The sequence below is a fragment of the Pseudomonas sp. LBUM1648 genome (genome assembly GCF_059716145.1).
Window position 1 is genome coordinate 5,914,460 of sequence record NZ_CP166808.1, and the last position, 26,620, is coordinate 5,941,079.

Below are 26,620 nucleotides of genomic sequence, written 5' to 3' on the forward strand. Positions count from 1 at the left end.
CCCAACAACTTTTGCGACACATAGGGTCAACCGGTGACTGATTTGTTATTTTTAGTCACCAGAAAAATCGCAGCCTTCGCCAGCTCCTACAGGTAAAACGCGATCCCGTGTAGGAGCTGCCGCAGGCTGCGATCTTTTGATCTTCCTTAAAGCGCAAACATTTCGGCCGGCAGCTTCATCAAGCAATCACTCCCCGCCTCAATCGCCGCACGGTGCGCAGCCGTTCTTGGCAGCAACCGCTTGAAGTAAAACTCGCACGTCGCCAGTTTGCCCCGACAGAAATCCCCATCGCCCTCGCCCGCCTCCAGTTGCGCCTGCGCCACCAGCGCCATGCGCAACCACAGATAACCGAGGATGATGTAGCCGCTGTACATCAGGTAATCCACCGATGCGGCACCGACTTCGTCCGGATTCTTCATCGCCGCCATGCCGACCTTCATGGTCAGGTCGCCCCACTGCTGGTTGAGGTCGTTGAGCTGCGTAACAAAACTGCCTAGTTGCGCATGCCCGGCATTCGCCGCGCAGAACTTGTGGACGATTTTGGTGAAACCGCGCAGCAGCTTGCCCTGACTGCCGAGCACTTTGCGCCCGAGCAGATCAAGCGCCTGAATACCGTTGGTGCCTTCGTAGATCGGCGCAATCCGACAATCGCGAACCAACTGTTCCATGCCCCATTCACGAATGAAGCCATGCCCGCCGAACACCTGCATGCCGTGGTTGGTCACTTCCAGCCCGGTGTCGGTCATGAAGGCCTTGCAGATCGGCGTGAGGAACGCCAGCAAGTCTTCGGCCTCCTGACGCGCATCGGCATCACTGTTCAGGTGCGCGGTATCGAGCAGTTGAGCGGTAAAGTAAGTCAGCGCGCGGTTGCCTTCGTTGAAGGCTTTCATGGTCAGCAGCATGCGCCGCACGTCGGGGTGAACGATGATTGGGTCGGCCGGTTTATCCGGGGCTTTGGCACCGGTCAGGGCACGCATCTGCAAACGGTCGTTGGCGTATTTGATCGCGCCCTGGAAACTCGCTTCACCCAGACACAAACCCTGCATGCCGGTGCCGAGCCGCGCGTGGTTCATCATGGTGAACATGCAGTTCAGGCCTTTATTCGGCTCGCCGATCAGAAATCCTTTGGCGCCGTCGAAGTTCAACACGCAAGTAGCTGAAGCCTTGATGCCCATCTTGTGTTCGATCGAACCACAGGAAACGCCGTTGCGTTCACCCGCCTCGCCCACAGCATCCGGGAGGTATTTCGGCACGATGAACAGTGAAATCCCCTTGGTGCCCGCCGGCGCGTCCGGCAGCTTGGCCAATACCAGATGGATAATGTTGTCGCTCATGTCGTGCTCGCCGGCAGAGATGAAAATCTTGCTGCCGGTGATCGCGTAACTGCCGTCGGCTTGAGGCACGGCGCGGGTCTTGATGATGCCCAGATCAGTGCCGCAATGGGCTTCGGTCAGGCACATGGTGCCGGTCCATTGACCGGCCGTGAGTTTGCTCAGGTAAGTGATTTTCTGATCTTCGGTGCCGTGGGCGTGGATCGCCGACATCGCGCCGTGGGTCAGCCCTGGGTACATGCCCCAGGAGGTGTTACTGGAGCCGACCATTTCGCTGATCACCAGCCCCAGCGAACTCGGCAGACCTTGGCCACCGTAGGTCGGATCCGCTGCCAAACCATGCCAGCCACCCTCGACATATTGTGCGAAGGCTTGCTTGAAGCCTGTAGGCGTTGTCACCACACCGTTGTCGAAATGGCAGCCCTCTTCGTCACCGCTACGATTGAGCGGTGCCAGAACGTTCTCACAAAACTTGGCGCCCTCTTCGAGGATCGCGTTGATCATGTCCGGGCTGGCGTCGTGGGCGCCGAGGGCAGCGTAGTTGCCGTGGAAGTCGAAGACGTGGTCGATCAGAAAGCGCATGTCGCGCAGGGGAGCTTTGTAGTCGGGCATGGTGGCTTCTCCGTCAGCAGATTTCTCCAACCTACTGCCGGGCACCACGCCCCACAATCACTGTCCAGACGCTGAATGCGCCGTCATCACTCAACCTGCGGCGGAGTCCATGCGCACCGCGCCACGGCGGTTTTGCCCGAACGCCACCACGCAGTTACGCCCCGCGCCCTTGGCGCTGTAGAGCGCCTCGTCCGCGGACTTGAGGACTTGTTCGGGGTTGCGCTGCTCTATCCGTTCGGCGACGCCGATACTGACCGTGACCGAAACGCTGGAAGCGCCGGAGCCTGCGCGACGCTGACGACCTTGCTGATCGTCCTGCGGGCGGTTTTCCTGGTTGCGCAGTTGAATGTTGTAGGACGCGATCGACTCGCGGATTACCTCCAAGTGCGGCATGCACTCCTCAAGGGTTTTGCCTGCAAACACCAGGGCGAATTCCTCACCGCCATAGCGATACGCCCTACCGCCTCCGCTGATTTTGGAGAGTTTGCTGGCGACCAGACGCAGCACCTGGTCACCGACATCGTGGCCGTGGGTGTCGTTGAATTTCTTGAAGTGATCGACATCACTCATCGCCAGCACATAGTTGCGGCCCAGACGCTGCATGCGTTCGTTGAGCGCGCGACGTCCCGGCAGACCGGTGAGTTCGTCGCGGAAGGCCATTTGATAAGCCTCGTGTGCAACGGCGGCGGCGATCATCAACATCACCTGGCTGCACATGATGTTCAGGGTAAACGGCAGGATGAAGGTTTTCGGCAGCATCCAGAACACGCCGAGCAACCCGACCAATTGCGCCGCGTGCAACGGACGCGGGTTGCGCCAGTATTGCCACGCCAACAGCAGGAATGCCGAGATAAAAACGGGATAAGACAACTGGATCAGGCTCATCCATGCGCCGTGCAGCGCCGGCCAGCGGATCTCCGAAAGCCACATCAGCAGCGCCTGTGGGTAACTTTGCTCAAGCCCCAGCGCCACGCTGCCGAACGCCAGCAGCACGGCAAACCGGGCGACCATGTCTTGAAACAGGTGGGTACGCTCCTGCCACGCGGCGAATAACCCGAATAACAACGGCAGCAGCAGACAGACGAGATGGAACACCACGGCGGCGTCTTCGCGCACTTTGCCGTTGTCGCGGTAATAGTCGGTCTGGGTATCGAGCAGAAAGTAGGCGATGTACACCGTGAGCATCAGAAACAGTTCGCGCTGACGTCGGTAAACCGCGCAGTAAGCGCCACCCAACAGCAGCACCAGAGTGGGCAGTACGTTAAACAGGGACGTGAAAAACACGTTGAGGTCTTTGACGTACGCAGCCGCCAACCCCGCGAGCAACAACAGCAGTGAAGGTATGAAATGGCTGAAACGTACAGCGGAAGAACGCGGCAAGGGGTAGGACTCCGACCCGGCAAAAGATGGCATTGTGCCTGCATTTTGAGCAGTTAAGCACATGCGGTGTGACGTGCGTCACATCGAAGCCTCTTTAACGGCAGGAAAACCGCTTTTCTTAGCGTTTTAGTGGGGAATTTTCATCGCTTAAACAATTTTTCATCAGGCATGAAAAAGCCGCTGTCCCCGAAGGAACAGCGGCTGTGAAAACCTCCCTGGGACTTAGTAGCCCAGTGCGAAGTCTTCTTCTTTCATGTCCATCAGGTTGTTGGCGCCTGACAGCATGGTTGCCACGTGTGTACGGGTACGCGGCAGGATGCGCTGGAAGTAGAAGCGCGCAGTTTGCAGCTTGGCGGTGTAAAACGCCGCATCGCCAGTGCCTTCTGCCAGCTTCTCGGCTGCCAGACGCGCCATGTCGGCCCAGAAGTAGGCCAGGCAGGCGTAACCGGAGTACATCAGGTAGTCCACGGAGGCCGCGCCGACTTCTTCGCGATCTTTCATGGCAGCCATACCGACCTTCATGGTCAGCTCGCCCCATTCTTTGTTCAGTGCAGCCAGCGGAGTAACGAATTCCTGGACGGCTTCGTTGCCTTCGTTGGTCTGGCAGAACTTGTGGACGATCTTGGTGAAGCCTTTCAGAGCCTCGCCTTGAGTCATCAACACCTTACGGCCAAGCAGGTCGAGTGCCTGAATGCCGGTGGTGCCTTCGTACAGCATCGAAATGCGGCTGTCGCGGACGTTCTGCTCCATGCCCCACTCGGCGATGAAGCCGTGGCCGCCGTAGATCTGTACGCCGTGGTTGGCGGCTTCGAAACCGACTTCGGTCATGAACGCTTTGGCGATTGGAGTCATGAAGGCCAGCAGTGCGTCGGCTTTCTTCTTCTCTTCTTCGTCCACGCCGTATTTGACGATATCGACCTGTTTGGCGGTGAAGTACACCATCGCACGGTTGCCTTCGGCGAATGCCTTCATGGTCAACAGCATGCGGCGTACGTCAGGGTGCACGATGATCGGGTCAGCGGCTTTGTCCGGCGCTTTCGGGCCAGTCAGGGAGCGCATTTGCAGACGATCGCGAGCGTATTTCAGGCCGCCCTGGAAGCCGATTTCGGCGTGGGCCAGACCTTGCAGCGCGGTGCCCAGACGTGCGGTGTTCATAAAGGTGAACATGCAGTTCAGACCTTTGTTCGCCGGGCCGATCAGGTAACCGGTGGCGCCGTCGAAGTTCATCACGCAAGTAGCGTTGCCGTGGATGCCCATCTTGTGTTCCAGCGAACCGCAGGTCACAGCATTGCGCGCACCAACGGTACCATCGGCATTCGGCATGAACTTTGGAACGATGAACAGGGAAATGCCTTTGGTGCCAGCCGGTGCGTCCGGCAGGCGGGCCAGTACGATGTGGACGATGTTGTCGGCCATGTCGTGTTCACCGGCCGAGATGAAGATCTTGGTGCCGGAAACTTTGTAGGAACCGTCGGCCTGAGGTTCGGCCTTGGTGCGCAGCATGCCCAGGTCGGTGCCGCAGTGCGGTTCGGTCAGGCACATGGTGCCGGTCCACTCGCCGGAAACCAGTTTGGTCAGATAGGCTTCTTGCTGCTCAGGGGTGCCGTGCTCGGAAATGGTGTTCATCGCGCCGTGCGACAGGCCTGGGTACATGCCCCACGACCAGTTGGCTTCGCCAACCATTTCGCTGACCGCCAGACCCAGCGACTCAGGCAGACCTTGACCGCCGTGCTCGACGTCATGGGCAAGGCTTGGCCAGCCGCCTTCAACGAATTGCTTGTAAGCCTCTTTGAAGCCAGTCGGGGTTTTCACGCCGGACTCGCTCCAGGTGCACCCTTCGATGTCGCCCACGCGGTTCAGCGGCGCCAGTACCTGCTCACAAAACTTGGCGCCTTCTTCGAGAATGGCGTCAACCATGTCCGGAGTTGCGTCTGCGCAAGCCGGGAGGCTCTGATAGTGCGCTTCGTAGCCGAGCAGTTCGTCACGAACGAAGCGAATATCACGCAAGGGGGCCTTGTAGTCAGGCATAGCGATAAACCTCTGCTGATGTAACCGGGAATGAACGACCGTGTTGATTTGTTGTGACGGTCAAACAGTTGTTTGAAACATACGTTTACGCCGAAATCTTGTCAAGCGTCGATCTTTTGCCGTTCGTCATCGCATTTTTCAAACGCCGGACACAACAAACCGCCATGGGCTCGAACGAGCCACGGGGCGATAAATAAAGATTAGTTGAGAGAGAAGGACTTAGAACGAAAAACGCCGCGACAAGGCGCGGCGTTTAACATGCACGGAGCTTAAAAAATCAGGCGAAGGTGTCGATAATCGTGCCAAGCATTTCATCGGATGCTTTGGCGACTTTCACACCCAGCTCTGCCTGAATCTTGCCCTGAGACATCTCGGCCATGTTACTGGCCAAATCTGACTGCTGGCTGCGATCCACGCCACGCAGACGATCAACCTGTACTTCGGAAGACTGGCTGGTGACTGAACGTTCGATGGTGTTATTGGCGATCTGGCTGGCTGCCTGATCGACACGATTCTGCCCGGTCTGAATGGAGCTCAAACCCGCATAAAAAGCTGTGTTACCGGAGATTTCCATAACAGTTCTCATCCTTGGGAAGGATCAATTGCCGCCATTGAACCAGAGGCGCCAGAAAAACACCCGTCAAAAACACTAATGGCACAGTGCCTGTTCATAGTTAAAAGCTTAGTCGAGCAGATCCAATTGCAAATGTTCAGCCACGGCCTCAGCGCTCATCGCTTTCAATTTCGGCACCCGCCCCAGGCAAGGCGCCGGAATCCGCTCGGCCAGTGTTGCCAGGTTTTCCTCCAGTCGCGATGTCTTCGGATCGATGATATTCGCCACCCACCCCGCCAGTTGCAGGCCATCCCGGGCAATCGCCTCGGCCGTCAGCAGCGCATGACTGATACAACCCAACCGCACGCCGACCACCAGAATCACCGGCAGCTTCAGCGCAATGGCCAGATCCGAAAGATTATCCTGATCCGCCAGCGGCACCCGCCAGCCGCCCGCCCCTTCGATCAAAGTGAAATCGGCATTCATCGCCAGAATCTCGCGCATCGGCGCCAACAACGATTGCACCGTCAGCGCGACACCCGCCTCGCGCGCCGCCAGATGCGGCGCAATCGCCGGTTCGAACGCCACCGGATTGACCTGTTGATAACTCAGTGGCAATGAGCACTCGGCCAACAGCGCCAACGCATCAGCGTTGCGCAATCCTTTAGGCGTGACTTCGCAACCGGAGGCGACCGGTTTGCCCGCCGCTGTACTCAAGCCTGCCGAGCGCGCCGCGTGCAGTAATCCAGCAGCGACGGTGGTTTTGCCGACGTCGGTGTCCGTTCCGGTGATGAAATAGGCTGCGCTCATACGGGTTTCTCCAACACGGCATAAACCACTTGATAAGTCGCCGGCAGTCCCTGTGCCTGACGGAATTGCTCGTAAGCCTCGACCAGTCCCAGAATCCGCGCCCGCCCGGTCAATCCACCCGGGCGCCCGGGGTTCAGATTGTGCGCACCCAATGCCTTCAATTCATGGGTCAGACTGCGCACATCGGGGTAATGCAGCACATGCGCCTGCTTCTCCAGACTCACTGTGCGCAAACCACTGGCCGCACACAACTGTTCATAACGGGCGAACTCGCGGAAGCGGTTGACGTGTACCAGGCCATCGACCTGACGCCAGCTGTCACGCAATTCGTACAACGTTCCAACACAAAGACTAGCAAACGCGAAAACACCGCCCGGTTTCAGCACGCGAAAAGCTTCGCTGAGCACCGCATCAAAATCCGCACACCACTGCACCGCCAAGCTGGAGAAGATCAAATCGCAGGTCGAATCCTGCAACGGCAGACGTTCCGCATCACCGGCGATGAAATGCTCAGCGCCGCCCAACGGACGGGCGTGGTCAAGCATGCCCTCGGCGATATCCAGCGCCAGCCCTTGTCCATCGGCAAAATGCTCGGCCAATGTGCGAGTGAAATAACCGGTGCCGCAACCCATATCCAGCCAACGCGCCGGTACAAAATCCATCGGCAAGCGCTGCAGCAACTGTGTACCGACATCACGTTGCAACTCGGCGACACTGTCGTAGCTGGCCGCCGCGCGGGAGAAAGAGGCCGCGACCTGGCGCTTGTCAGGCAAGCCACCGGGCAGCGCAACAAGGGACAAATCAGTCATCACCGCACTCATGTAAAAAAGCCTGGATTGCACCCGCCACTCCATGGGGGTCTTCCAGAAGAAACGCATGGCTGGCCTGTTCGATCAGACCAATTTCGATATCCGGCAACAGGGCGAACAATTCGCCTGCAGCCTCTGCGGGCACCAATCCGTCCTGCCCGGCGAACAGATGCAACTGCGGGCCGCGAAACGCCTGCAGGGCTTCGCGCGTGTCCAGTTGCGCGAGCAGCTCCAGCCCCGCCATCAATGTTGCCGGCGCAGCACTGGGAGCAGCGCCAAGTAACAGCCGTGACAAGCCACGCGGGTCTTGCGCGCCTTGGGCACACAGCAAAGAAAATCGTTTGAGGGTCATCCGGGGATCAGCTGTACATCCGGCAAGAAACGCATCGAATGTCTCGCCGGGCATCGCGCTCGGCCATTGTTCGTGGGCGACAAAAGAAGGATTACTCGCCAGCGTCAGCAAACCGCAGCACCGATCGCCCCGACGCGCCGCCAATTCGGAGGCGAGCATGCCACCCAGCGACCAACCGCCGAGCCACGCGTCTTGAGCAATGCGCTCGTCGAGCTCATCGAGCCAGTCTCGCAGGTCACTGGAGTCGAGCTCCGGCAACCGCTCTATCTCGACATGCAGGTGTTCGTCGAGGCCTTGCAATGCGGCGGCCAAGGGTTCCATCGGCGAAACACCGAGGCCCCAGCCGGGCAGCAGAATCAGGCGATCACGCATGGCTTGGCTCCGATGACAGTTGCGCAAAGCAATCGGCCAGTCCTTCCAACAATAGCTGTACCTGCGCCTCGCTGTGGGCAGCGGTCAGGGTCACCCGCAGTCGTGCACTGCCAGCGGGTACGGTAGGCGGACGGATTGCAGTGACCATCAGCCCACGCTCACGCAGCATTTGCGACAGACGCACCGCGCGACCAGCGTCGCCGATCATGATCGGCTGGATCGGCGTGAAGCTGTCCATCAGCTCCAGACCGATCTGTTCGGCGCCGTGGCGGAACTGGCGGATCAACGTCTGCAAATGCTCGCGTCGCCAGTGTTCGCTGCGCAGCAACTCAAGGCTTTTCAGCGTTGCGCAGGCCAGTGCCGGCGGCTGGCTGGTGGTGTAGATGTAGGGCCGAGCGAACTGGATCAGGCTTTCGATCAGCTCTTCACTGCCGGCGACAAACGCGCCGGCCGTGCCGAAGGCTTTGCCGAGGGTGCCGACCAGCACCGGCACATCGTCCTGGCTCAAGCCGAAGTGCTCGACGATGCCACCGCCATTGGCGCCCAGCGGGCCGAAACCATGGGCATCGTCGACCATCAGCCACGCGCCTTTGGCCTTGGCCTCACGGGCCAGCGCCGGCAAATCGGCAATATCGCCGTCCATGCTGAACACGCCGTCGGTGACCACTAATGTATTGCCGGTGGCTTTCTCCAGGCGCTTGGCCAGACTGTCGGCATCGTTGTGCAGGTAACGATTGAAACGCGCGCCGGACAACAACCCTGCATCGAGCAACGAAGCGTGATTGAGCCGGTCTTCCAGCACCGTGTCGCCCTGCCCGACCAGCGCCGTGACCGCGCCGAGGTTGGCCATGTAACCGGTGGTAAACAGCAGCGCACGCGGGCGACCGGTGAGATCGGCCAGCGCTTCTTCCAAGGCGTGATGCGGGCCGCTGTGGCCGATCACCAGATGCGACGCACCACCACCCACACCCCAGCGTTCGGCTCCGGCGCGCCAGGCTTCGATGACTTGCGGGTGATTGGCCAGGCCCAGGTAGTCGTTATTGCAGAACGCCAGCAACGGCTGACCGTCGACCACTACTTCAGGTCCTTGGGGGGATTCGAGCAGCGGCCGCTGCCGGTAGAGATTTTCGGCACGGCGGGCAGCAAGGCGTGCGGCGAGTTCGAAAGACATGCAGGCCTCACAATTTGAAAAATATCCTCCTGTAGGAGCTGCCGCAGGCTGCGATCTTTTGACTTTGGTTTTTAAAACCAGATCAAAAGATCGCAGCCTGCGGCAGCTCCTACAGGGGTTTGTATCGCATCAAAAAATTCACACCGCGGCGTTGTAGAACTGCTCGCTGCTCTTCTGCTCCACCAACGCCTGCTCGATGGCAGCCTGATGCACTTCATCGGCATGTTCTTCGCGGGCTTCCGGTTGAATGCCCAGGCGCGCGAACAGTTGCATGTCCTTGTCCGCCTGCGGGTTGGCGGTGGTCAGCAACTTGTCGCCGTAGAAAATCGAGTTGGCACCGGCGAAAAACGCCAGGGCTTGCATTTGTTCGTTCATCGCTTCGCGGCCGGCGGACAGGCGCACATGGGATTGCGGCATGAGGATGCGCGCCACGGCGAGCATGCGGATGAAGTCGAACGGGTCGATGTCTTCGGCATTTTCCAGCGGCGTACCGGCGACTTTCACCAGCATGTTGATCGGCACCGATTCCGGATGCTCCGGCAGGTTGGCCAACTGGATCAGCAGATTGGCGCGGTCATCGAGCGACTCGCCCATGCCGAGGATGCCGCCGGAGCAGATCTTCATCCCCGATTCACGCACGTAGGCCAGGGTTTGCAGGCGCTCGCTGTAAGTGCGGGTGGTGATGATGCTGCCGTAGAACTCAGGCGAGGTGTCGAGGTTGTGGTTGTAGTAATCAAGACCGGCCTTGGCCAGCGCTTCGGTCTGGTCCTGATCGAGACGTCCGAGGGTCATGCAGGTTTCCAGGCCCATGGCTTTCACGCCTTCAACCATCTTCAGCACGTAAGGCATGTCTTTGGCCGACGGATGTTTCCACGCCGCGCCCATGCAGAAACGGGTCGAGCCGATGGCTTTGGCGCGGGCAGCCTCTTCGAGGACTTTCTGCACTTCCATCAACTTTTCTTTTTCCAGGCCAGTGTTGTAGTGACCGGACTGCGGACAGTATTTGCAGTCTTCCGGGCAGGCGCCGGTCTTGATCGATAGCAGTGTGGAAACCTGAACGCGGTTGGCGTTGAAATGGGCGCGGTGCACCGTCTGTGCCTGAAACAGCAAGTCGTTGAATGGCTGTACGAAGAGTGCTTTGACTTCGGCCAATGACCAATCGTGACGCAGGGTGGCGGTGGTGCTCGCGCTCATGGGTAATTCCTTGGTTATGCTTGGCTGGCGTGTGGGTAAACGGAATACCCACAGGCGCTACACGGATGTTCGGCATATTTAAGGAAGAGTCATGCGCTGTCAACCACGATACGAAGGACAGGTTTACATCTGTTTAAAAAACGTACAGACCTGTTTGCTGTGCGATGAACCGGTAGATGCAGAAACGCCAATCTGCGTCCCCTGTGAAACCGAATTGCCCTGGCTCGGCGACCACTGTCAGACCTGCGCCCTGCCACTTCCCGCAGCGGGCCTGACCTGTGGCGAGTGCCTGCTAGAGCCGCCGGCGTTCGAACAGGTCGCCGTGCCCTGGCTTTATAGCTTCCCGGTGGACAGTTTGATTACGCGTTTTAAACACAACGCAAAATGGCCGTTTGGTCACCTGCTCGCCGACGTTCTCGGACAATACCTGCTATATCGCTTCGATGAAGATTTGCCGCGCCCGGATATGTTGTTGCCGGTGCCACTGGCCAGCAAACGTCTGCGTCAGCGTGGGTTCAATCAAGCGGCGATGTTGGCGCGGTGGTTGAGCCGGCAGTTGGATTTGCCGTGCGAGGAAAACGTACTGCGAAGAATCAAGGACACCAACGCCCAGCAGGAACTCGATGCCAAGGCGCGCAAGCAAAATCTGCGTAGTGCCTTCGCCCTGGCGCCGGATGCAGACGTCAAAGGCCGGCATCTGGCGTTGATTGATGATGTGCTGACCACTGGAGCGACCACCCGCGCTCTCGCTCGATTGCTAAGGGATGCGGGCGCTGCAAGAGTCGACGTGTATTGCCTGGCGCGCACTCCAAAACCGGGTGATGCCACCTGACCCAAGGACACTACAAAAACCTGTGGGAGCGAGCTTGCTCGCGAAGAGGCCAGCACATTCAAGATCAATGTTGAATGGCACACCGCCTTCGCGAGCAAGCTCGCTCCCACAGCGATTTGCGCACGACTTGACTCTCGCGTTCCAAGCAGCCAACTTCCTTCTCCACTACCCGAGTTCAAAGCCCCCCGCCATGTCCCTGCCCACCCTGTTGTCCCAGCACATCGTCCGCCGTCCGCAGCGTATTGCCCTGTTGCAACATATCGCCGAACAGGGCTCGATCACCCGTGCTGCGAAAAGCGCAGGCCTGAGTTACAAAGCGGCGTGGGACGCTATCGATGAGCTGAACAACCTCGCGCAGAAACCGCTGGTCGAACGTGCGGTCGGCGGCAAGGGCGGCGGCGGCGCCAGACTCTCCAGCGAAGGCGAGCGGGTGTTGCGCCTCTATCAAAAGCTGCAAGCCTTGCAGGCCCAAGTGCTGGAAGCGGCTGAAGATGCCAGCGACCTCGATCTGCTCGGTCGTTTGATGCTGCGCACAAGCGCGCGCAACCAGTTGCACGGCAAAGTCGTGGCGATCGAAAGCCAGGGGCGCAATGACCTGATTCGCCTGCAACTGGCCGAGGGCCTGTGCCTTGACGCGCAGATCACCCACGACAGCACCCTGCATCTGGAGCTACAAACCGGCACCGAAGTGGTGGCGCTGATCAAGGCCGGCTGGCTCGAATTGCTCGCCAGCGATCAACCGGCAACGTCCGGACACAATCTTCTCAAGGGCACCATCGAAGCGATTCTCGACGCTGAAGACGGCCCCAGCGAAGTGCGTATCTCCCTGCCCAACGGCCACACTCTCTGCGCGCTGGCCGAGCCGATCGATTTGCGCACTCGCGGGCTGACCGTCGAACAACCGGTGCAGGTGCAGTTTTCGCCGTCCAACATGCTGATCGGCACACCGCTTTAATCTGCCCTGCAACGAAAGCGTCATCGACGCTCATTAAGGTAGCTGCCAAAACCTAGCAGGGAGCCTGATGTGAGCCTATTAGAAGAAAACCAATCCACTGATCTGGAAAAAATGGTCGGCCTCAGCCGTCGCGGTTTCATCAGCGCCGGCGCGCTGTGCGGCGCGGCGATGTTTCTCGGTGGCAACCTGCTGACCCGCAGCGCACTGGCTGCGGGTGTCAGCGCCGGCAACAGCCGTTTGCTCGGCTTCGAGAGCATTCCGGCGGCGACCACCGACGTCATCAGCCTGCCCAAGGGCTACAAATCCTCGGTGTTGATCAGTTGGGGCCAGCCGTTGCAAAAGAACGGCCCGGCTTTCGACCCGAGCGGCAATGGCACCGCTGCCGCACAGGAAGTGCAGTTCGGCGACAACAACGACGGTATGAGCCTGTTCGAATTCCCCGACGACAGAAACCGCGCGTTGATGGCCATCAACAACGAATACACCAACTACCGCTACCTCTACCCGCACGGCGGCATGCCGCAATCGGCCGAAGACGTGCGCAAGGCGCTGGCCTGCGAAGGCGTGTCGGTGATTGAAGTGCAGCGCAGAAACGGTCAGTGGCAGTTCGTCCAGGGCTCACGCTACAACCGTCGCATCCACGGCAATTCGCCGCTGCGCATCGGTGGCCCGGCCGCTGGCCATGACTTGATGAAAACCAGCGCCGACAAGCACGGCAAAAAAGTCCTCGGTACGTTCCAGAACTGCGCCAACGGTAAAACCCCGTGGGGCACGTATCTGACCTGCGAAGAGAACTTCACCGACTGCTTCGGCAGCAGCAACGCCCAGCAGCAGTTCGACCCGGCGCAGAAACGCTACGGCGTCTCGGCCGCCAGCCGCGAGATCAACTGGCATCCGTTTGATCCGCGCTTCGACATGGCCAAAAACCCTAACGAACTCAACCGTCACGGCTGGGTGGTCGAGATCGACCCGTTCGATCCGCAATCGACCCCGGTCAAACGCACCGCGCTGGGCCGCTTCAAACATGAAAACGCTGCTCTGGCCGAAACCGACGACGGCCGCGCCGTGGTGTACATGGGCGACGATGAGCGTGGCGAGTTCATCTACAAGTTCGTCAGCCGCGACCGCATCAACCACCGCAACGCCAAAGCCAACCGCGACATCCTCGATCACGGCACGCTGTACGTGGCGAAGTTCGATAACGGCGACAGCAATCCCGACCACCCGAAAGGCCAGGGCCAGTGGATCGAACTGACCCACGGCAAGAACGGCATCGACGCCAGCAGCGGTTTCGCCGATCAGGCCGAAGTGCTGATCCACGCGCGCCTCGCTGGAAGTGTCGTTGGCGCCACGCGCATGGACCGCCCGGAATGGATCGTGGTCAGTCCGAAAGACGGCCAGGTTTATTGCACCCTGACCAACAACGCCAAACGCGGCGAGGACGGCCAACCGGTGGGCGGGCCGAACCCGCGCGAGAAGAACGTCTATGGGCAGATTCTGCGCTGGCGCACCGACCGCGACGATCATGCGTCGAAGACGTTCTCATGGGATTTGTTCGTGGTCGCCGGCAACCCGGGCGTGCATGCCGGCACGCCGAAGGCTGGTTCGTCGAATATCACCCCGCAAAACATGTTCAACAGCCCCGATGGTCTGGGCTTCGACAAGGCTGGGCGGTTGTGGATTCTCACTGACGGCGATTCGAGCAATGCCGGGGATTTCGCCGGGATGGGTAACAACCAGATGCTCTGCGCCGATCCAAAGACCGGGGAGATTCGCCGGTTCTTGGTCGGGCCGATTGGTTGTGAAGTGACCGGGATCAGCTTCTCGCCGGATCAGAAGACGTTGTTTGTCGGGATCCAGCATCCGGGAGAGAACGGCGGGTCGACCTTCCCTGAGCATTTGCCGAATGGCAAGCCGCGGTCTTCGGTGATGGCGATTACCCGTGAGGACGGCGGAATCGTCGGCGCCTGATAGACCGCTTTCGCGAGCAGGCTCGCTCCCACAGGGGATCGCATTCCAAATGTGGGAGCTGGCTTGCCAGCGATGGCGTCAGCAAAGACACCAACCAACTTCCCCACTGCCATCTGCGCTACCATGCTGGGCCGGACGCGGCAGCCTGCTGCGCGCAGGAGTCAGCATGGCCCACCCGTTTGAAACCCTCACACCAGACCTTGTACTCGATGCCGTCGAAAGCATCGGGTTCCTGAGCGATGCGCGCATTCTGGCGCTCAACAGCTACGAAAACCGCGTCTATCAGGTCGGCATCGAAGACTCCGAACCGCTGATCGCCAAGTTCTATCGTCCGCAGCGCTGGACCAACGAAGCCATCCTCGAAGAACACAAGTTCACCTTTGAACTGGCCGACGTCGAGATCCCGGTGGTCGCGCCGCTGATCCACAACGGCGAAACCCTGCACGAGCACGCCGGCTTCCGCTTTACCCTGTTTCCTCGCCGTGGCGGTCGGGCGCCGGAGCCGGGCAATCTTGATCAGTTGTATCGCCTCGGCCAGTTGCTCGGGCGCATTCATGCGGTCGGCGCGACCAAGCCCTTCGAACACCGCGAAGCGCTGGGCGTGAAAAACTTCGGCCATGCCTCGCTGACCACTTTGCTCGAAGGCAACTTCATCCCCAAAAGCCTGCTGCCGGCCTACGAGTCCGTCGCCCGTGACTTGCTCAAGCGCGTGGAAGATGTGTACGCCGCCACGCCACACCAGAACATCCGTATGCACGGCGACTGCCACCCCGGCAACATGATGTGCCGCGACGAGATGTTCCACATCGTCGACCTCGACGACTGCCGCATGGGCCCGGCGGTGCAGGACATCTGGATGATGCTCGCCGGTGACCGGCAGGAATGCATGGGGCAATTGTCGGAACTGATGGACGGCTACAACGAATTCCACGATTTCGATCCGCGCGAACTGGCGCTGATCGAGCCGCTACGCGCGTTGCGCCTGATGCACTACAGCGCCTGGCTGGCGCGGCGCTGGGATGACCCGGCGTTCCCGCACAGCTTTCCGTGGTTCGGGACTGAGCGCTACTGGGGCGATCAGGTGCTGGCGTTGCGTGAGCAGCTTTCGGCACTGAATGAAGAGCCACTGAAACTTTTCTGATTAAAGATCAAAAGATCGCAGCCTTCGGCAGCTCCTACCCTGGAATACATTTCCCCTGTAGATACCGTCTTGCCCCTCATCGGGCAAGGGCAATTTTCGGGTCAAATGGCTGGCCCGATTTAAGAACGGCGTAGACAAAATGTAGGAGTTTGCGCATCGCTGCACAGATGATTTGCTTGGGGGCCTTGCCGTTGGCCTTCAAGCGGTCCTTCATGGCGATGATTGCCTTGTTGTGCTTCAGTGCAACCAACCCAGGCATGTATAGACCCGCCCGAACGCGAGCCGATCCGATCCTCGAAATCACTGTTCTGCCTTTGAATTTTCCCGAGTCCTGCAGCTTTGGGTTCAACCCGGCGGCAGCGACCAGCTTGCGAGGGTCGTCATATTTACGCAGGTCGCCCAACTCGGCCAGCAGCCGCTCAAGGGTTTTCTGGCCGATACCGTCGATGGTCACGATCAAGTCGCGCATTTGGCGCATGTCTGGATCATCGTCGATGTGTTTTTTGATTGATTTGTGAGTTTCAACGATCTCTTTCTCGATGTGACGCAGCACAGAGTTGATCGAGTCTTTGACCTTTTCGTCGGATACATCCAGGCGATTGAGCTCCATTTGCTCCATTTCCTGAAGGTCATCCAAGCGACGTACCATCGCCTTTAGCTGACGATATTTCAGCGGCTCTGGAGCCCAAAGCTGAAGCTTTTCAGCCTTTTCCCGAGCAAAGTCAGCGATCAATTTGGCGTCGCTTTTGTCGGTTTTGATCCGGCGCAGCTCGCTGTCGGCGTAAGCGTGGGTCGTAGCCGGATTGACGACGCAGACCCGGTAACCCTTGTTGTAGACGAACTCGGCAAGTTCCAGGTGATAAACGCTGGTGGCTTCCATCACGATCAGAGCTGTAGGCTCGACCTGCTTGTTCAGCCAGGCGTCAAACTCTTTGAAACCTTTTGAGTCGTTAGCCAGTTTGGCCTTGGTTTTGTGCTTGCCGTTTGGCAGGTGAGTGGCGATATCAAAGGTATTTTTAGCGACATCGACGCCGACGAAATTGGACATGACCGTTTCTCCATTAATCCGTTTTCGATCATCACTGCACTCTGTCCAACCTTGCGAATGCGGGCTCTCGCCAGAGACGGGCCCAAGATACCGTTCGAACTATACGAGTGAGTGTGGAGGGCTGGAGCACGATCTACATCACAGGCAAAAAGCCTAAGGAGCTGCACGGCTTCCAAGTCCCTCCCTCGATGATCAGTCGAGAACTATCGCTCCTGACGGAGCGATAGTCGAGATACAAGGAGCTGCCGAAGGCTGCGATCTTTTTCCTTTCTGACACGACACATCTATACAACCTCCTTACAATCCCTGCTTTGTTAGCTGCCTAAGCAAGGATTCTGCATGCAAGCCGCCAACCCGCGTCGCGGGTACATTCTGGGTCTGAGTGCCTACATCATCTGGGGCCTGTTCCCGATTTACTTCAAAGCCATCGCCGAAGTGCCGGCGGTCGAGATCATCATCCATCGAGTGCTGTGGTCGGCGCTGTTTGGCGCGCTGCTGTTGATGGTTTGGAAGCACCCGGGCTGGTTGCGCGAATTGCTCGACAACCCCAAGCGTCTGGCGATTCTGGCGTTGAGCGGCACGCTGATCGCCGCCAACTGGCTGACGTATGTGTGGTCGGTGAACAACGGGCGCATGCTTGAAGCGAGCCTCGGTTACTACATTAACCCGCTGGTGAACGTGTTGCTGGGGATGATGATTCTTGGCGAGCGTCTGCGGCGTATGCAGTGGCTCGCGGTAGGGCTGGCGGCGGTCGGTGTGGCGCAGCAGGTGTGGCAGGTCGGCAGTCTGCCGTGGGTGTCGCTGGTGCTGGCGTTGACCTTCGGTTTCTATGGCTTGATCCGCAAGCAGGCGCCGGTCAAGGCGTTGCCAGGGCTGGTGGTGGAAACCTGGATGCTGGTGCCTATCGCCATCGCCTGGTTGCTGTTCAATCAGACCGCGACAAGCGCTCAACCGGAATTCTGGACAACGTCGCAAGCCTGGTGGCTGGTCGCGGCCGGCCCTGTGACTTTGGTACCGCTGGTGTGCTTCAACGCCGCCACCCGGCACCTGCCCTATACCACCATCGGCTTCCTGCAATACATCGCACCGACGCTGGTGTTGTTGCAAGCGGTGCTGCTGTTCGGCGAGCACTTGTCGTCGAGCACGCTGATCGCGTTCATGTTTATCTGGGCCGGTCTGGCCGTGTACAGCGTCGATGCGTGGATAAGTTTACGCCGCCGCACCTGATCAAAAAACGTACAAACCCTCACAGGCCACGGTTCTCGTGGCCTGCATCGTTCCTTCCCAAGGTTATCCACAGCGTGATCCCCGCCGTTTGTGCGCAAGTCACTGAATGTTGGCGGTTTTTTGATCAACTCAAGCAAAGCCACGGCCGACGTGGGCTGGCGATCAGTCTCTACAGGTTATCCACAGGCAGGCTCACCTTTAAACTGGATAACCTGACTCCGCTCAAACGTCTGTGCGTAACACCAGTTCCACCATCAAATCATCGGCCAGAGTTTCCAAGCGCGATTGCAGCACATCCAGTGACAGCGTCAACGGCACCGCGAGAATCGCTTCGGCGTGGAACAACGGCTCGCTGCTCATCGGCGCCGGGCGCACTTCGGTTATCAGCCGTTCGAGGTTGACGCCCTGCTCGCTCAGCAGCCGAGTGATGTCGCGAACAATTCCCGGACGATCATTGCCCACCAACTCCATGGCGATCGGTTTCCAAGTGCAGGATTGCTCGATCCCGCTCTCAGCGATCAACACACGAATGCCGTGAGCCGACAGCGCTTGTAGGGAATCGACTAATTCGTCGTAAGCCTCCGCCGGTACGCCCACTCGAAGAATCCCGGCGAACTGCCCGGCCATCCGCGACATGCGGCTTTCCAGCCAGTTACCGCCATGTTCGGCGATGCATTGGGCGATGCGCTCGACCTGCCCGGGCTTGTCCGGAGCGAAGACGGTGAGTACGAGATGGTCCATGGCGCAGCCCTCTTGTCATGACTTTTGTTATCGAAGGGCAAGTATAGGCAAGCCCCGGAATTGAGCAGCAATGCTCCAAGTGAGCGCATACCTGTGGCGAGGGGATTTATCCCCGATGGGTGGCGAAGCCGCCCCCCGCTTTCTGGCAGATACACCGTGCAGGCAGGTTTCACGACTGCTGCGCAGCCGATCGGGGTGGTGCGGCATTCCGATGAATCCCCTCACCACAAAAGCGGGTACACCCGGACTGTCCCTTAGCAGCCCCACAGCATTTATGTGTACAACTTTTTATATTTAGCTGGAACAATCCAATGGTTTTTTGAGAACATCCCGTTCCGCGCTGTGACCGCAATGCGTCATGTGGTCGCAGAACGACGTAATTAGTCTGATTTTCACAAGCGCAACTCATCATGTAGTATGCCTCGTCACGCACTACATAACGCTGAATCGATGTCTGCCCAAGGCATGTTCGCAACCCTGAAAGCCCCGTCATCAAGGCCCCAAGCCGTTGATTGGTCCCAGCCCAGCCGCCAGCAATGGCATGTACTGGTCGGAAGGTTTGTGGTTTAAATGGCCAGAGGCTTCATTGTCAAATTGAAGAGCTGAAAAGCGAAATAGCTGAGCAGAGTGAGGCAAGCAATGACTGAACACGTTCAAGTCGGTGGCCTGCAGGTCGCCAAAGTCCTGTTCGACTTCGTGAACAACGAAGCCATTCCCGGTACCGGCCTCACCGCCGAAAAATTCTGGGAAGGTGCCGACAAGGTCATTCACGACCTGGCACCGAAGAACAAAGCCCTACTCGCCAAACGCGATGACTTCCAGGCCCGTATCGACGGCTGGCACCAGTCCCGTGCCGGTCAGTCACACGACGCCGTGGCCTACAAAGCCTTCCTGCAAGAAATCGGTTATCTGCTGCCAGAAGCGGCCGATTTCCAGGCAACGACGCAAAACGTCGATGACGAAATCGCCCGTACCGCCGGCCCGCAACTTGTTGTACCGGTGATGAACGCTCGCTTTGCCCTCAACGCCTCGAACGCCCGCTGGGGTTCGTTGTACGACGCCCTCTACGGCACCGACGCGATCAGCGAAGAAGGTGGCGCGGAAAAAGGCAAAGGCTACAACAAGGTGCGCGGCGATAAAGTCATCGCCTTCGCCCGCGCTTTCCTCGACGAAGCCGCGCCACTGGCCGCCGGCTCCCACGTCGACTCCACCGGCTACAAAATTGCTGACGGCAAACTGATTGTCACCCTCAAGGGCGGCAGCAACAGCGGCTTGCGCGACGACGCTCAGTTGATCGGTTTCCAGGGCGACGCCAACGCGCCAATCGCAGTCCTGCTGAAACACAACGGTCTGCATTTCGAAATCCAGATCGACGCCAGCACCCCGGTCGGCCAGACCGACGCAGCCGGCGTCAAAGACGTCCTGATGGAAGCGGCGCTGACCACCATCATGGACTGCGAAGACTCCGTCGCCGCCGTCGATGCCGACGACAAGGTGGTGATCTACCGTAACTGGCTCGGCCTGATGAAGGGCGATCTGTCGGAAGAAGTTGCCAAGGGCGGCAAGACCTTCACCCGCACCATGAACCCGGATCGCAGCTACACCACAGTCGATGGCGGTGAAGTGACGCTGCATGGTCGCTCGCTGTTGTTCGTGCGCAACGTCGGTCACCTGATGACCATTGACGCGATCCTCGACAGCCAAGGCAACGAAGTGCCGGAAGGCATCCTCGACGGTCTGATCACTTGCCTCGCGGCCATGCACAACCTCAACGGCAACACCTCGCGCAAGAACACCCGCACCGGTTCCGTCTACATCGTTAAACCGAAGATGCACGGCCCGGAAGAAGCGGCGTTCACCAACGAGTTGTTCGGCCGCATCGAAGACGTGCTGAGCCTGAAACGCAACACACTGAAAGTCGGGATCATGGACGAGGAGCGCCGCACCACGGTCAACCTCAAGGCCTGCATCAAGGCAGCCAGCGAGCGCGTGGTGTTCATCAACACCGGTTTCCTCGACCGTACCGGCGACGAAATCCACACCTCCATGGAAGCCGGCCCGATGGTGCGCAAAGCCGACATGAAGGCCGAGAAGTGGATCGGCGCCTATGAGAACTGGAACGTCGATATCGGTCTGAGCACCGGCCTGCAAGGTCGTGCGCAAATCGGTAAAGGCATGTGGGCGATGCCCGACCTGATGGCCGCGATGCTCGAACAGAAAATCGCCCATCCACTGGCCGGTGCCAACACCGCTTGGGTTCCATCGCCGACCGCCGCCGCGCTGCACGCGTTGCACTACCACAAGGTTGACGTGTTCGCCCGTCAGGCCGAACTGGCCAAACGTGCCCGCGCTTCGGTGGACGACATCCTGACCATCCCGCTGGCAGTCAATCCGAACTGGACGCCGGAGCAGATCAAGAACGAACTGGACAACAACGCCCAGGGCATTCTTGGTTACGTGGTGCGCTGGATCGACCAGGGCGTGGGTTGCTCGAAAGTGCCGGACATCAATGACGTCGGCCTGATGGAAGACCGTGCAACGCTGCGTATCTCCAGCCAGCACATCGCCAACTGGCTGCGCCACGGCATCGTGACTGAAGCGCAAGTGATGGAAAGCCTCAAGCGCATGGCGCCGGTGGTGGATCGTCAGAACGCCAACGACGCGCTGTACCGCCCGCTGGCACCGAACTTCGACAGCAACATCGCCTTCAAGGCGGCGGTCGAACTGGTGATCGAAGGCACCAAACAGCCGAACGGTTACACCGAGCCGGTGCTGCACCGTCGTCGTCGCGAGTTCAAGGCTGCCAACGGCCTGTAAATTTGCGTAGATGCCGGACATGAAAAAGCCCTGATCGAAAGATCAGGGCTTTTTTGTTTTTGCGGTGTGGGGGGATTTGTGGAGGACTTTAGATCGATCCCCCTCACCCCAGCCCTCTCCCCCATTGGGGGCGAGGGGGAAAGGGAGCCGATCTTTGTGCTTTTCAAAACCGGAGTTCGACTGAGGAATTTCAGGTCGGTGTACCTTGCACATCCACCGCGGTCAGTCCCCTCTCCTTCTGGGAGAGGGCTAGGGTGAGGGGCTAGTAGACTCAATACCCAATTCGTGTTTGACCAGACCGAGCAACTTGCCCGTATCAATCGGCTTGAGCAGAAAATCCACCACGCTCAGGTGCATCGCCGCAATGGCGTCTTTTACATCGGCATCGCCGGAAACGATGATGATCGGCAGCGCCGCCCTTACCGATTCACGCACCTGACGAATCAGATCCAGGCCATCGACATTGCCCATGCGCAGATCAGTGATCACCAGCCCGATCGAGGGTTTCTCGGCCAACATCTTCAGTGCGGTTTCACCGCTGGCAGCGGTCATGCAGCGAATGCCGTCGAGCGCCAGAATCTCCGAGAGCAGCTCCCGGGCATCCTTGTCGTCATCGACGATCAGGACTCGCTGCGGAGGCAGATCAGGTTCGAGCATCACAGCGCTGAGTGCTTCGCGCTCGGCGTCGCTCAAAATATCGTGGTCGGGCATGGCGTTCTCTACGTTTTCAAATCAATCACCTGGCACAGTCGTCAGACATCGCCAGGCAGAGCTTCAATGTGCACTTCGTCGGATTTTTTTCCAATAGCCGAGCGGTCGAATTTCCGACTGTTTTTGTAGGGTTCTTCCCAAATGTGCTCAACGGCATGGCAAACCTAGACTTACGTCCAATGGGCACCCCGGCCAGAGGGGTCGACCATGGCTGCAACGATCCGACAACAACAATTCGAAAAAGACTGCGGTAATGGTTATGAGTAAAGCGGACGCCTTCACCCAGGCAGGGAAAACCGCGGTGTTGCAGAACATTCAGGGCACTCTGCAATTCCTCCAGCGCTTCCCGCCCTTCAATCAGATGGAACACGCCCACCTCGCCTATCTGGTGGAGCAATGTCAGCTGCGCTTCTACGGCCAGGGCGAGAGCATCATCAAACCCGCCGATGGCCCGGTTGAACACTTCTATATCGTCAAACAGGGCCGCGTTGTCGGCGAGCGTCCGCACACGGCCAAGGGTGGCACCGAAACCACGTTTGAAATCACCACCGGCGAATGCTTTCCCCTCGCCGCGTTGCTGGGTGAGCGAGCGACCCGCACCGAGCATCTGGCCGGGGAAGATACCTTTTGTCTGCAACTGAACAAACTGGCGTTCATAAAGCTGTTCGCCCTGTCCAACACCTTTCGCGATTTCGCCTTGCGCGGGGTCAGCAGCCTGCTCGATCAGGTCAACCAGCAAGTCCAGCAAAAAGCCGTGGAAACCCTAGGCACCCAGTATTCGCTGAACACCCGCCTCGGCGAGCTGGCAATGCGACACCCGGTGACGTGCAGCCCTGAAACGCCGCTGCGTGAAGCGGTGAAATTGATGCACGAGCAGCAGGTCGGCAGCATCGTCGCGGTGGATGAGCACAAGGCGCCGCTGGGGATTTTCACCCTGCGAGATCTGCGCCATGTGGTGGCCGAAGGGGTGGACGATTTCAGCGAAGCCATTGAACGCCACATGACCCGTGCGCCGTTCTATCTTTCGCCGGATCACAGCGCCTTCGACGCAGCGATTGCCATGACCGAACGGCACATCGCCCACGTTTGTCTGGTCAAGGATCAGCGCCTGTGCGGCGTGGTGTCCGAGCGTGATCTGTTTTCCTTGCAGCGGGTCGATCTGGTGCATCTGGCCAGGACCATCCGCAGCGCCCAGCGCGTCGAACAACTGGTAACCCTGCGCGGCGAGATCGGCCAACTGGTCGAACGCATGCTCGCCCACGGCGCGTCGTCGACGCAGATCACCCACATCATCACCCTGCTCAACGATCACACCGTGTGCCGGGTGATCGAACTGACCCTCGCCGAAAAAGGCGACCCCGGCGTGCCGTTCAGTTGGCTGTGTTTCGGCAGCGAAGGCCGGCGCGAGCAAACGCTGCACACCGATCAAGACAACGGCATTCTGTTCGACGCCCGCGATGCCGCGCACGCGGCGGAGATTCGCGGCAAGCTGCTGCCCATCGCGCAGCAGATCAACCAGAGCCTGGCGCAGTGCGGCTTCACCCTGTGCAAGGGCAACATCATGGCCGGCAACCCGGAGCTGTGTTTGTCCCGGGCGGAGTGGGCGCGGCGCTTTGCGGCGTTTATTCGCGAGGCAACGCCGGAGAACCTGCTGGGCTCGAGCATCTATTTCGATCTGCGGGTGGTCTGGGGTGATGAACAGGGCTGCGCACAACTGCGCCGAGGAATTCTCGATCAGGTCGGCGACAACCGTTTGTTCCAGCGCATGATGGCCGACAACGCCTTGCGCAATCGCCCGCCGGTCGGGCGTTTCCGCGAGTTCGTGCTGGCGCGCAAGAACGGTGAAAAAGCCACACTGGATCTGAAAGTCCAGGGCCTGACGCCGTTCGTGGATGGCGCGCGCCTGCTCGCGCTGGCCAACGGCATCGACAGCAACAACACCCTTGAACGCTTCCGCCAACTGGTGGAAAAAGAAGTCATCGAGCGACTGGACGGCGCCGCGTATGAAGAGGCGTACCACTTCATTCAGCAAACCCGCATGCAGCAACATCAACTCCAGACCCGGGAGAATCTGCCGTACTCCAATCGTGTCGATCCCGACAGCCTCAATCATCTCGACCGACGCATCCTGCGCGAATCCCTGCGTCAGGCTCAGCGCCTGCAAAGCAGCCTGAGCCTGCGGTATCAGCTATGAGCCTGTTCTCGTGGTTGCGTCCGGCAAGTCCAGTGGTGCCGGCAGACCTGCAACAGCGTCTGAAGAAGCTGCCGGCGATCGCTGAGCTGGGCGAATGCAGCCTGCGCGAACAGCGCTGGGTGGTGCTGGATCTGGAAACCACCGGGCTGAATATGAATAAGGATCGAGTGTTGTCGATTGGCGCGGTGGTGATCGAGGACGGCGCTATCGATTTCAGCCAGCAGTTCGAACGCACGCTGCAATGTCGTGAATTGAAGCTCAGCCCCAGCGTGTTGATTCATGGGCTGGGGCCGAATGCGATTGCCGCTGGCAGCGAGCCTGCCGAGGCGTTGCTGGAGTTCATGGAGTTTGTCGGTGACAGCCCGGTGCTGGCGTTTCATGCGCCGTTCGATCAACACATGCTTGGGCGGGCGCTGAAGGAGCACCTGGGATACAAGTTGCAGCAGACGTTTCTGGATGTCGCGGATATTGCACCGCTGGTGTGCCCGCAGGCGAACATTCGCGAGGCCGGGCTGGATGAGTGGATCGACTGGTTCAAGCTTGAAGTGTTCGAGCGGCACAACGCGAGTGCCGATGCGCTGGCGACGGCGGAGCTGGCGTTGATCCTGTTCAGTCGGGCGCGGGGGAAGCAGATTCATAGCCCGCTGAATTTGCAGCAGCGGTTGAGTCAATGGAAGCGCAGGCAACAAACCCACTCTTTCTAACCCCGTAGGAGCTGCGTCCCTCCCACCCGACCAGTGGCCAATTGCTAACCATTCCCACCTCTGCCAGAATCGCGAACAATTCTCGTTGGTTAACATTTCCCAATCGGTGCGTCTGGTGTCGTCAGTCCCAAGCCCTCACAGTGAGCTCGTCGGTGCGATGTATCGCGACCATCGCGGTTGGCTGCTGGCGTGGCTGCGGCGCAATGTGGCGTGTCCGCAACGTGCCGAAGACCTGAGTCAGGACACCTTCGTGCGTCTGCTCGGTCGCGATGAAATGCCATCGCCTCGCGAGCCCCGGGCTTTCCTGGTGGCGATCGCCAAGGGTCTGCTGTTCGATTACTTCCGCCGTGCCGCGCTGGAACAGGCCTACCTCACCGAACTGATGCTGATTCCTGAAGGCGAACAGCCATCGGTGGAAGAACAGCAACTGATCCTCGAAGACCTCAAAGCCATCGACCGTCTGCTCGGCAAACTGTCGACCAAGGCCCGCGCCGCTTTCCTTTATAACCGCCTCGACGGCCTCAGCCATGCCGAGATCGCCGAGAAGCTCGGCGTGTCGGTACCGCGTGTGCGCCAGTATCTGGCGCAAGGGATTCGTCAGTGCTACATCGCCCTGTACGGTGAGCCGACATGAGCCCGGCCAGTTCCAGACCGGTGCCGGCGCATGTGCTGGACGCGGCGATTGCCTGGCAGTTGACGCTTGATTCGAGCAGCCCGCTGGAGCGCGAGGAATTCGCCAAATGGCACGCGGCCCATGAAGAACATGCCCGGGCGTGGCGCCAGTTGGGCATGCTCGATCAGCGTTTCAGCGTGGCCAAAGGGCCAGCCCGCAGTGCCTTGCTGCAATCACGCGAGGGCATTCGTCGTCGAGTGCGCAAGCTGGGCAGCGGATTGGCCAGTGTGGTGGCGGTGGTGGGGCTGGCACTGTTTGCGGGCGATCGTTATCTGCCGCTGGATTACTGGCTGGCGGATCAGCGCACTGCGACTGGCGAACAGCGCACCGTGCGCCTGGCCGACGGCACCGTGCTCAATCTCAACACCCACAGCGCTGTGGATGTGCGCTTCGATGAAAAGCAACGCCTGATTGTTTTGCAGGAAGGCGAAATCCTCGTCGAAACCGGCCACGGTGACGCAAGGCCATTCATTGTGGAAACACGCGAGGGCAGCATGCGTGCATTGGGCACGCGATTCCTGGTCAAGCGCGAAGAAGAAGGGACGCGCCTGAGCGTGTTGCAGTCGGCAGTCGCTGCGCATACGCAATCGAAACCTGAAGAACAGATCCTGCGTGAAGGCCAACAAGTGCTGCTGCGCCATGACGGACTGGACGCCATTGTCGCGCTCAACCCTGGCGCCGATGCGTGGACGCGCGGGATGCTGGTGGTCGATAACGCGCGACTGGGGGATCTGGTGCACGAGTTGGGGCGTTATCGACGCGGACATTTGGGCGTGGCACCGGAAGTAGCTGACTTGCGCATTACCGGCAGCTTCCCGTTGCACGACACCGATAAAGCCTTGAGCGCCCTGCTGCCGACCCTGCCGGTGCAGATCGAACAGCACACGCCATTTTGGGTCACCGTGGCGAAGGCTGATACCAAACCTGATTAATGTGGTGCCTGAGCTTTAGCTTTCGCGAGCAGGCTCGCTCCCACATTGGGATGCGTTACCGC

The 26,620-nt window shown here is 59.4% G+C and carries 22 protein-coding genes; 10 read left to right on the forward strand and 12 right to left on the reverse strand.

Translation table 11 applies throughout. The features are described from left to right. Window positions 1-146 precede the first annotated feature (146 nt). The 9 genes from ACA043_RS26900 to bioB all read right to left on the reverse strand — a co-directional run bounded on the left by ACA043_RS26900 (window position 147) and on the right by bioB (window position 10,612). The gene (locus ACA043_RS26900; RefSeq protein ID WP_497658213.1) at window positions 147-1,943 is read right to left on the reverse strand and encodes an acyl-CoA dehydrogenase C-terminal domain-containing protein; all 1,797 of its coding nucleotides are present in this window, start codon (window positions 1,941-1,943) and stop codon (window positions 147-149) included. 90 nt (window positions 1,944-2,033) lie between these two features. Then, window positions 2,034-3,323 carry a GGDEF domain-containing protein gene (locus ACA043_RS26905; RefSeq protein ID WP_187680792.1) on the reverse strand — a complete coding sequence of 430 codons (1,290 nt, stop codon included), beginning with the start codon at window positions 3,321-3,323 and terminating at the stop codon, window positions 2,034-2,036. Window positions 3,324-3,545: 222 nt separating this feature from the next. Continuing rightward, window positions 3,546-5,351 carry a phenylacyl-CoA dehydrogenase gene (locus ACA043_RS26910; RefSeq protein ID WP_187680791.1) on the reverse strand — a complete coding sequence of 602 codons (1,806 nt, stop codon included), beginning with the start codon at window positions 5,349-5,351 and terminating at the stop codon, window positions 3,546-3,548. A 277-nt stretch (window positions 5,352-5,628) separates the two neighbouring features. Next, entirely contained in the window at window positions 5,629-5,925 is a 297-nt protein-coding gene (locus ACA043_RS26915) for a pyrroloquinoline quinone biosynthesis protein PqqE (protein WP_489879382.1), read from the reverse strand. A 108-nt stretch (window positions 5,926-6,033) separates the two neighbouring features. Further along, window positions 6,034-6,714 (reverse strand): dethiobiotin synthase, encoded by a 681-nt coding sequence (gene bioD / locus ACA043_RS26920; protein ID WP_187680789.1) that lies wholly within the window; start codon window positions 6,712-6,714, stop codon window positions 6,034-6,036. Then, window positions 6,711-7,523, reverse strand: coding sequence for a malonyl-ACP O-methyltransferase BioC (gene bioC / locus ACA043_RS26925; protein ID WP_489879381.1), 813 nt, complete (start codon window positions 7,521-7,523; stop codon window positions 6,711-6,713). The genes bioD and bioC overlap by 4 nt, the downstream gene beginning before the upstream one ends. Further along, entirely contained in the window at window positions 7,516-8,247 is a 732-nt protein-coding gene (locus tag ACA043_RS26930; RefSeq protein ID WP_497658214.1) for an alpha/beta fold hydrolase, read from the reverse strand. The genes bioC and ACA043_RS26930 overlap by 8 nt, the downstream gene beginning before the upstream one ends. After that, a complete protein-coding gene (bioF, locus tag ACA043_RS26935) occupies window positions 8,240-9,418 on the reverse strand; it encodes an 8-amino-7-oxononanoate synthase (protein WP_497658215.1) in 1,179 nt (392 codons plus the stop codon). The genes ACA043_RS26930 and bioF overlap by 8 nt, the downstream gene beginning before the upstream one ends. Before the next feature lie 138 nt (window positions 9,419-9,556). After that, window positions 9,557-10,612, reverse strand: a complete 1,056-nt coding sequence (gene bioB, locus ACA043_RS26940; protein ID WP_064388191.1) for a biotin synthase BioB — start codon at window positions 10,610-10,612, stop codon at window positions 9,557-9,559. 91 nt (window positions 10,613-10,703) lie between these two features. Between bioB and ACA043_RS26945 the strand changes: the two genes are divergently transcribed. From ACA043_RS26945 to ACA043_RS26960, 4 genes are all read left to right on the forward strand, one after another. Beyond that, window positions 10,704-11,444, forward strand: coding sequence for a ComFC family protein (locus tag ACA043_RS26945; protein WP_401268158.1), 741 nt, complete (start codon window positions 10,704-10,706; stop codon window positions 11,442-11,444). A gap of 190 nt (window positions 11,445-11,634) precedes the next feature. Continuing rightward, window positions 11,635-12,399 (forward strand): TOBE domain-containing protein, encoded by a 765-nt coding sequence (locus tag ACA043_RS26950; protein WP_497658216.1) that lies wholly within the window; start codon window positions 11,635-11,637, stop codon window positions 12,397-12,399. A gap of 69 nt (window positions 12,400-12,468) precedes the next feature. Further along, on the forward strand, window positions 12,469-14,370 hold the full coding sequence (locus tag ACA043_RS26955) for a PhoX family protein (protein WP_497658217.1): 1,902 nt from the start codon (window positions 12,469-12,471) through the stop codon (window positions 14,368-14,370). Window positions 14,371-14,536: 166 nt separating this feature from the next. Continuing rightward, window positions 14,537-15,511, forward strand: coding sequence for a serine/threonine protein kinase (locus ACA043_RS26960; protein WP_187680782.1), 975 nt, complete (start codon window positions 14,537-14,539; stop codon window positions 15,509-15,511). Between the two features lie 76 nt (window positions 15,512-15,587). On the opposite strand, the gene ACA043_RS26965 is transcribed toward ACA043_RS26960, so the two are convergent. After that, window positions 15,588-16,559 carry an IS110 family RNA-guided transposase gene (locus tag ACA043_RS26965; RefSeq protein ID WP_497657778.1) on the reverse strand — a complete coding sequence of 324 codons (972 nt, stop codon included), beginning with the start codon at window positions 16,557-16,559 and terminating at the stop codon, window positions 15,588-15,590. A 339-nt stretch (window positions 16,560-16,898) separates the two neighbouring features. Between ACA043_RS26965 and rarD the strand changes: the two genes are divergently transcribed. Continuing rightward, entirely contained in the window at window positions 16,899-17,786 is an 888-nt protein-coding gene (rarD, locus tag ACA043_RS26970) for an EamA family transporter RarD (protein ID WP_187680781.1), read from the forward strand. 222 nt (window positions 17,787-18,008) lie between these two features. Here rarD and ACA043_RS26975 read toward each other — a convergent pair whose 3' ends face one another. Beyond that, complete coding sequence (locus ACA043_RS26975; RefSeq protein WP_187680780.1) at window positions 18,009-18,527, reverse strand: glycine cleavage system transcriptional repressor; 519 nt, start codon at window positions 18,525-18,527, stop codon at window positions 18,009-18,011. Between the two features lie 639 nt (window positions 18,528-19,166). Here ACA043_RS26975 and ACA043_RS26980 point away from each other — a divergent pair. After that, complete coding sequence (locus ACA043_RS26980; RefSeq protein ID WP_497658218.1) at window positions 19,167-21,344, forward strand: malate synthase G; 2,178 nt, start codon at window positions 19,167-19,169, stop codon at window positions 21,342-21,344. A 249-nt stretch (window positions 21,345-21,593) separates the two neighbouring features. Here the strand turns inward: ACA043_RS26980 and ACA043_RS26985 are convergent, their stop codons facing one another. After that, window positions 21,594-22,055 (reverse strand): response regulator, encoded by a 462-nt coding sequence (locus ACA043_RS26985; protein WP_401268167.1) that lies wholly within the window; start codon window positions 22,053-22,055, stop codon window positions 21,594-21,596. A 253-nt stretch (window positions 22,056-22,308) separates the two neighbouring features. Here ACA043_RS26985 and ACA043_RS26990 point away from each other — a divergent pair, with 253 nt between their 5' ends. The 4 genes from ACA043_RS26990 to ACA043_RS27005 all read left to right on the forward strand — a co-directional run bounded on the left by ACA043_RS26990 (window position 22,309) and on the right by ACA043_RS27005 (window position 26,558). Further along, window positions 22,309-24,249, forward strand: a complete 1,941-nt coding sequence (locus tag ACA043_RS26990) for a DUF294 nucleotidyltransferase-like domain-containing protein (protein WP_497658219.1) — start codon at window positions 22,309-22,311, stop codon at window positions 24,247-24,249. Continuing rightward, window positions 24,246-24,953: a 3'-5' exonuclease gene (locus ACA043_RS26995; protein ID WP_497658220.1), complete on the forward strand. Its 708-nt coding sequence runs from the start codon at window positions 24,246-24,248 to the stop codon at window positions 24,951-24,953. Before ACA043_RS26990 ends, ACA043_RS26995 begins: the two co-directional genes overlap by 4 nt. A 157-nt stretch (window positions 24,954-25,110) precedes the next feature. Further along, window positions 25,111-25,587, forward strand: coding sequence for an RNA polymerase sigma factor (locus ACA043_RS27000; protein ID WP_497659682.1), 477 nt, complete (start codon window positions 25,111-25,113; stop codon window positions 25,585-25,587). Then, the gene (locus tag ACA043_RS27005) at window positions 25,584-26,558 is read left to right on the forward strand and encodes a FecR domain-containing protein (RefSeq protein ID WP_401268174.1); all 975 of its coding nucleotides are present in this window, start codon (window positions 25,584-25,586) and stop codon (window positions 26,556-26,558) included. Before ACA043_RS27000 ends, ACA043_RS27005 begins: the two co-directional genes overlap by 4 nt. Window positions 26,559-26,620 lie beyond the last annotated feature (62 nt).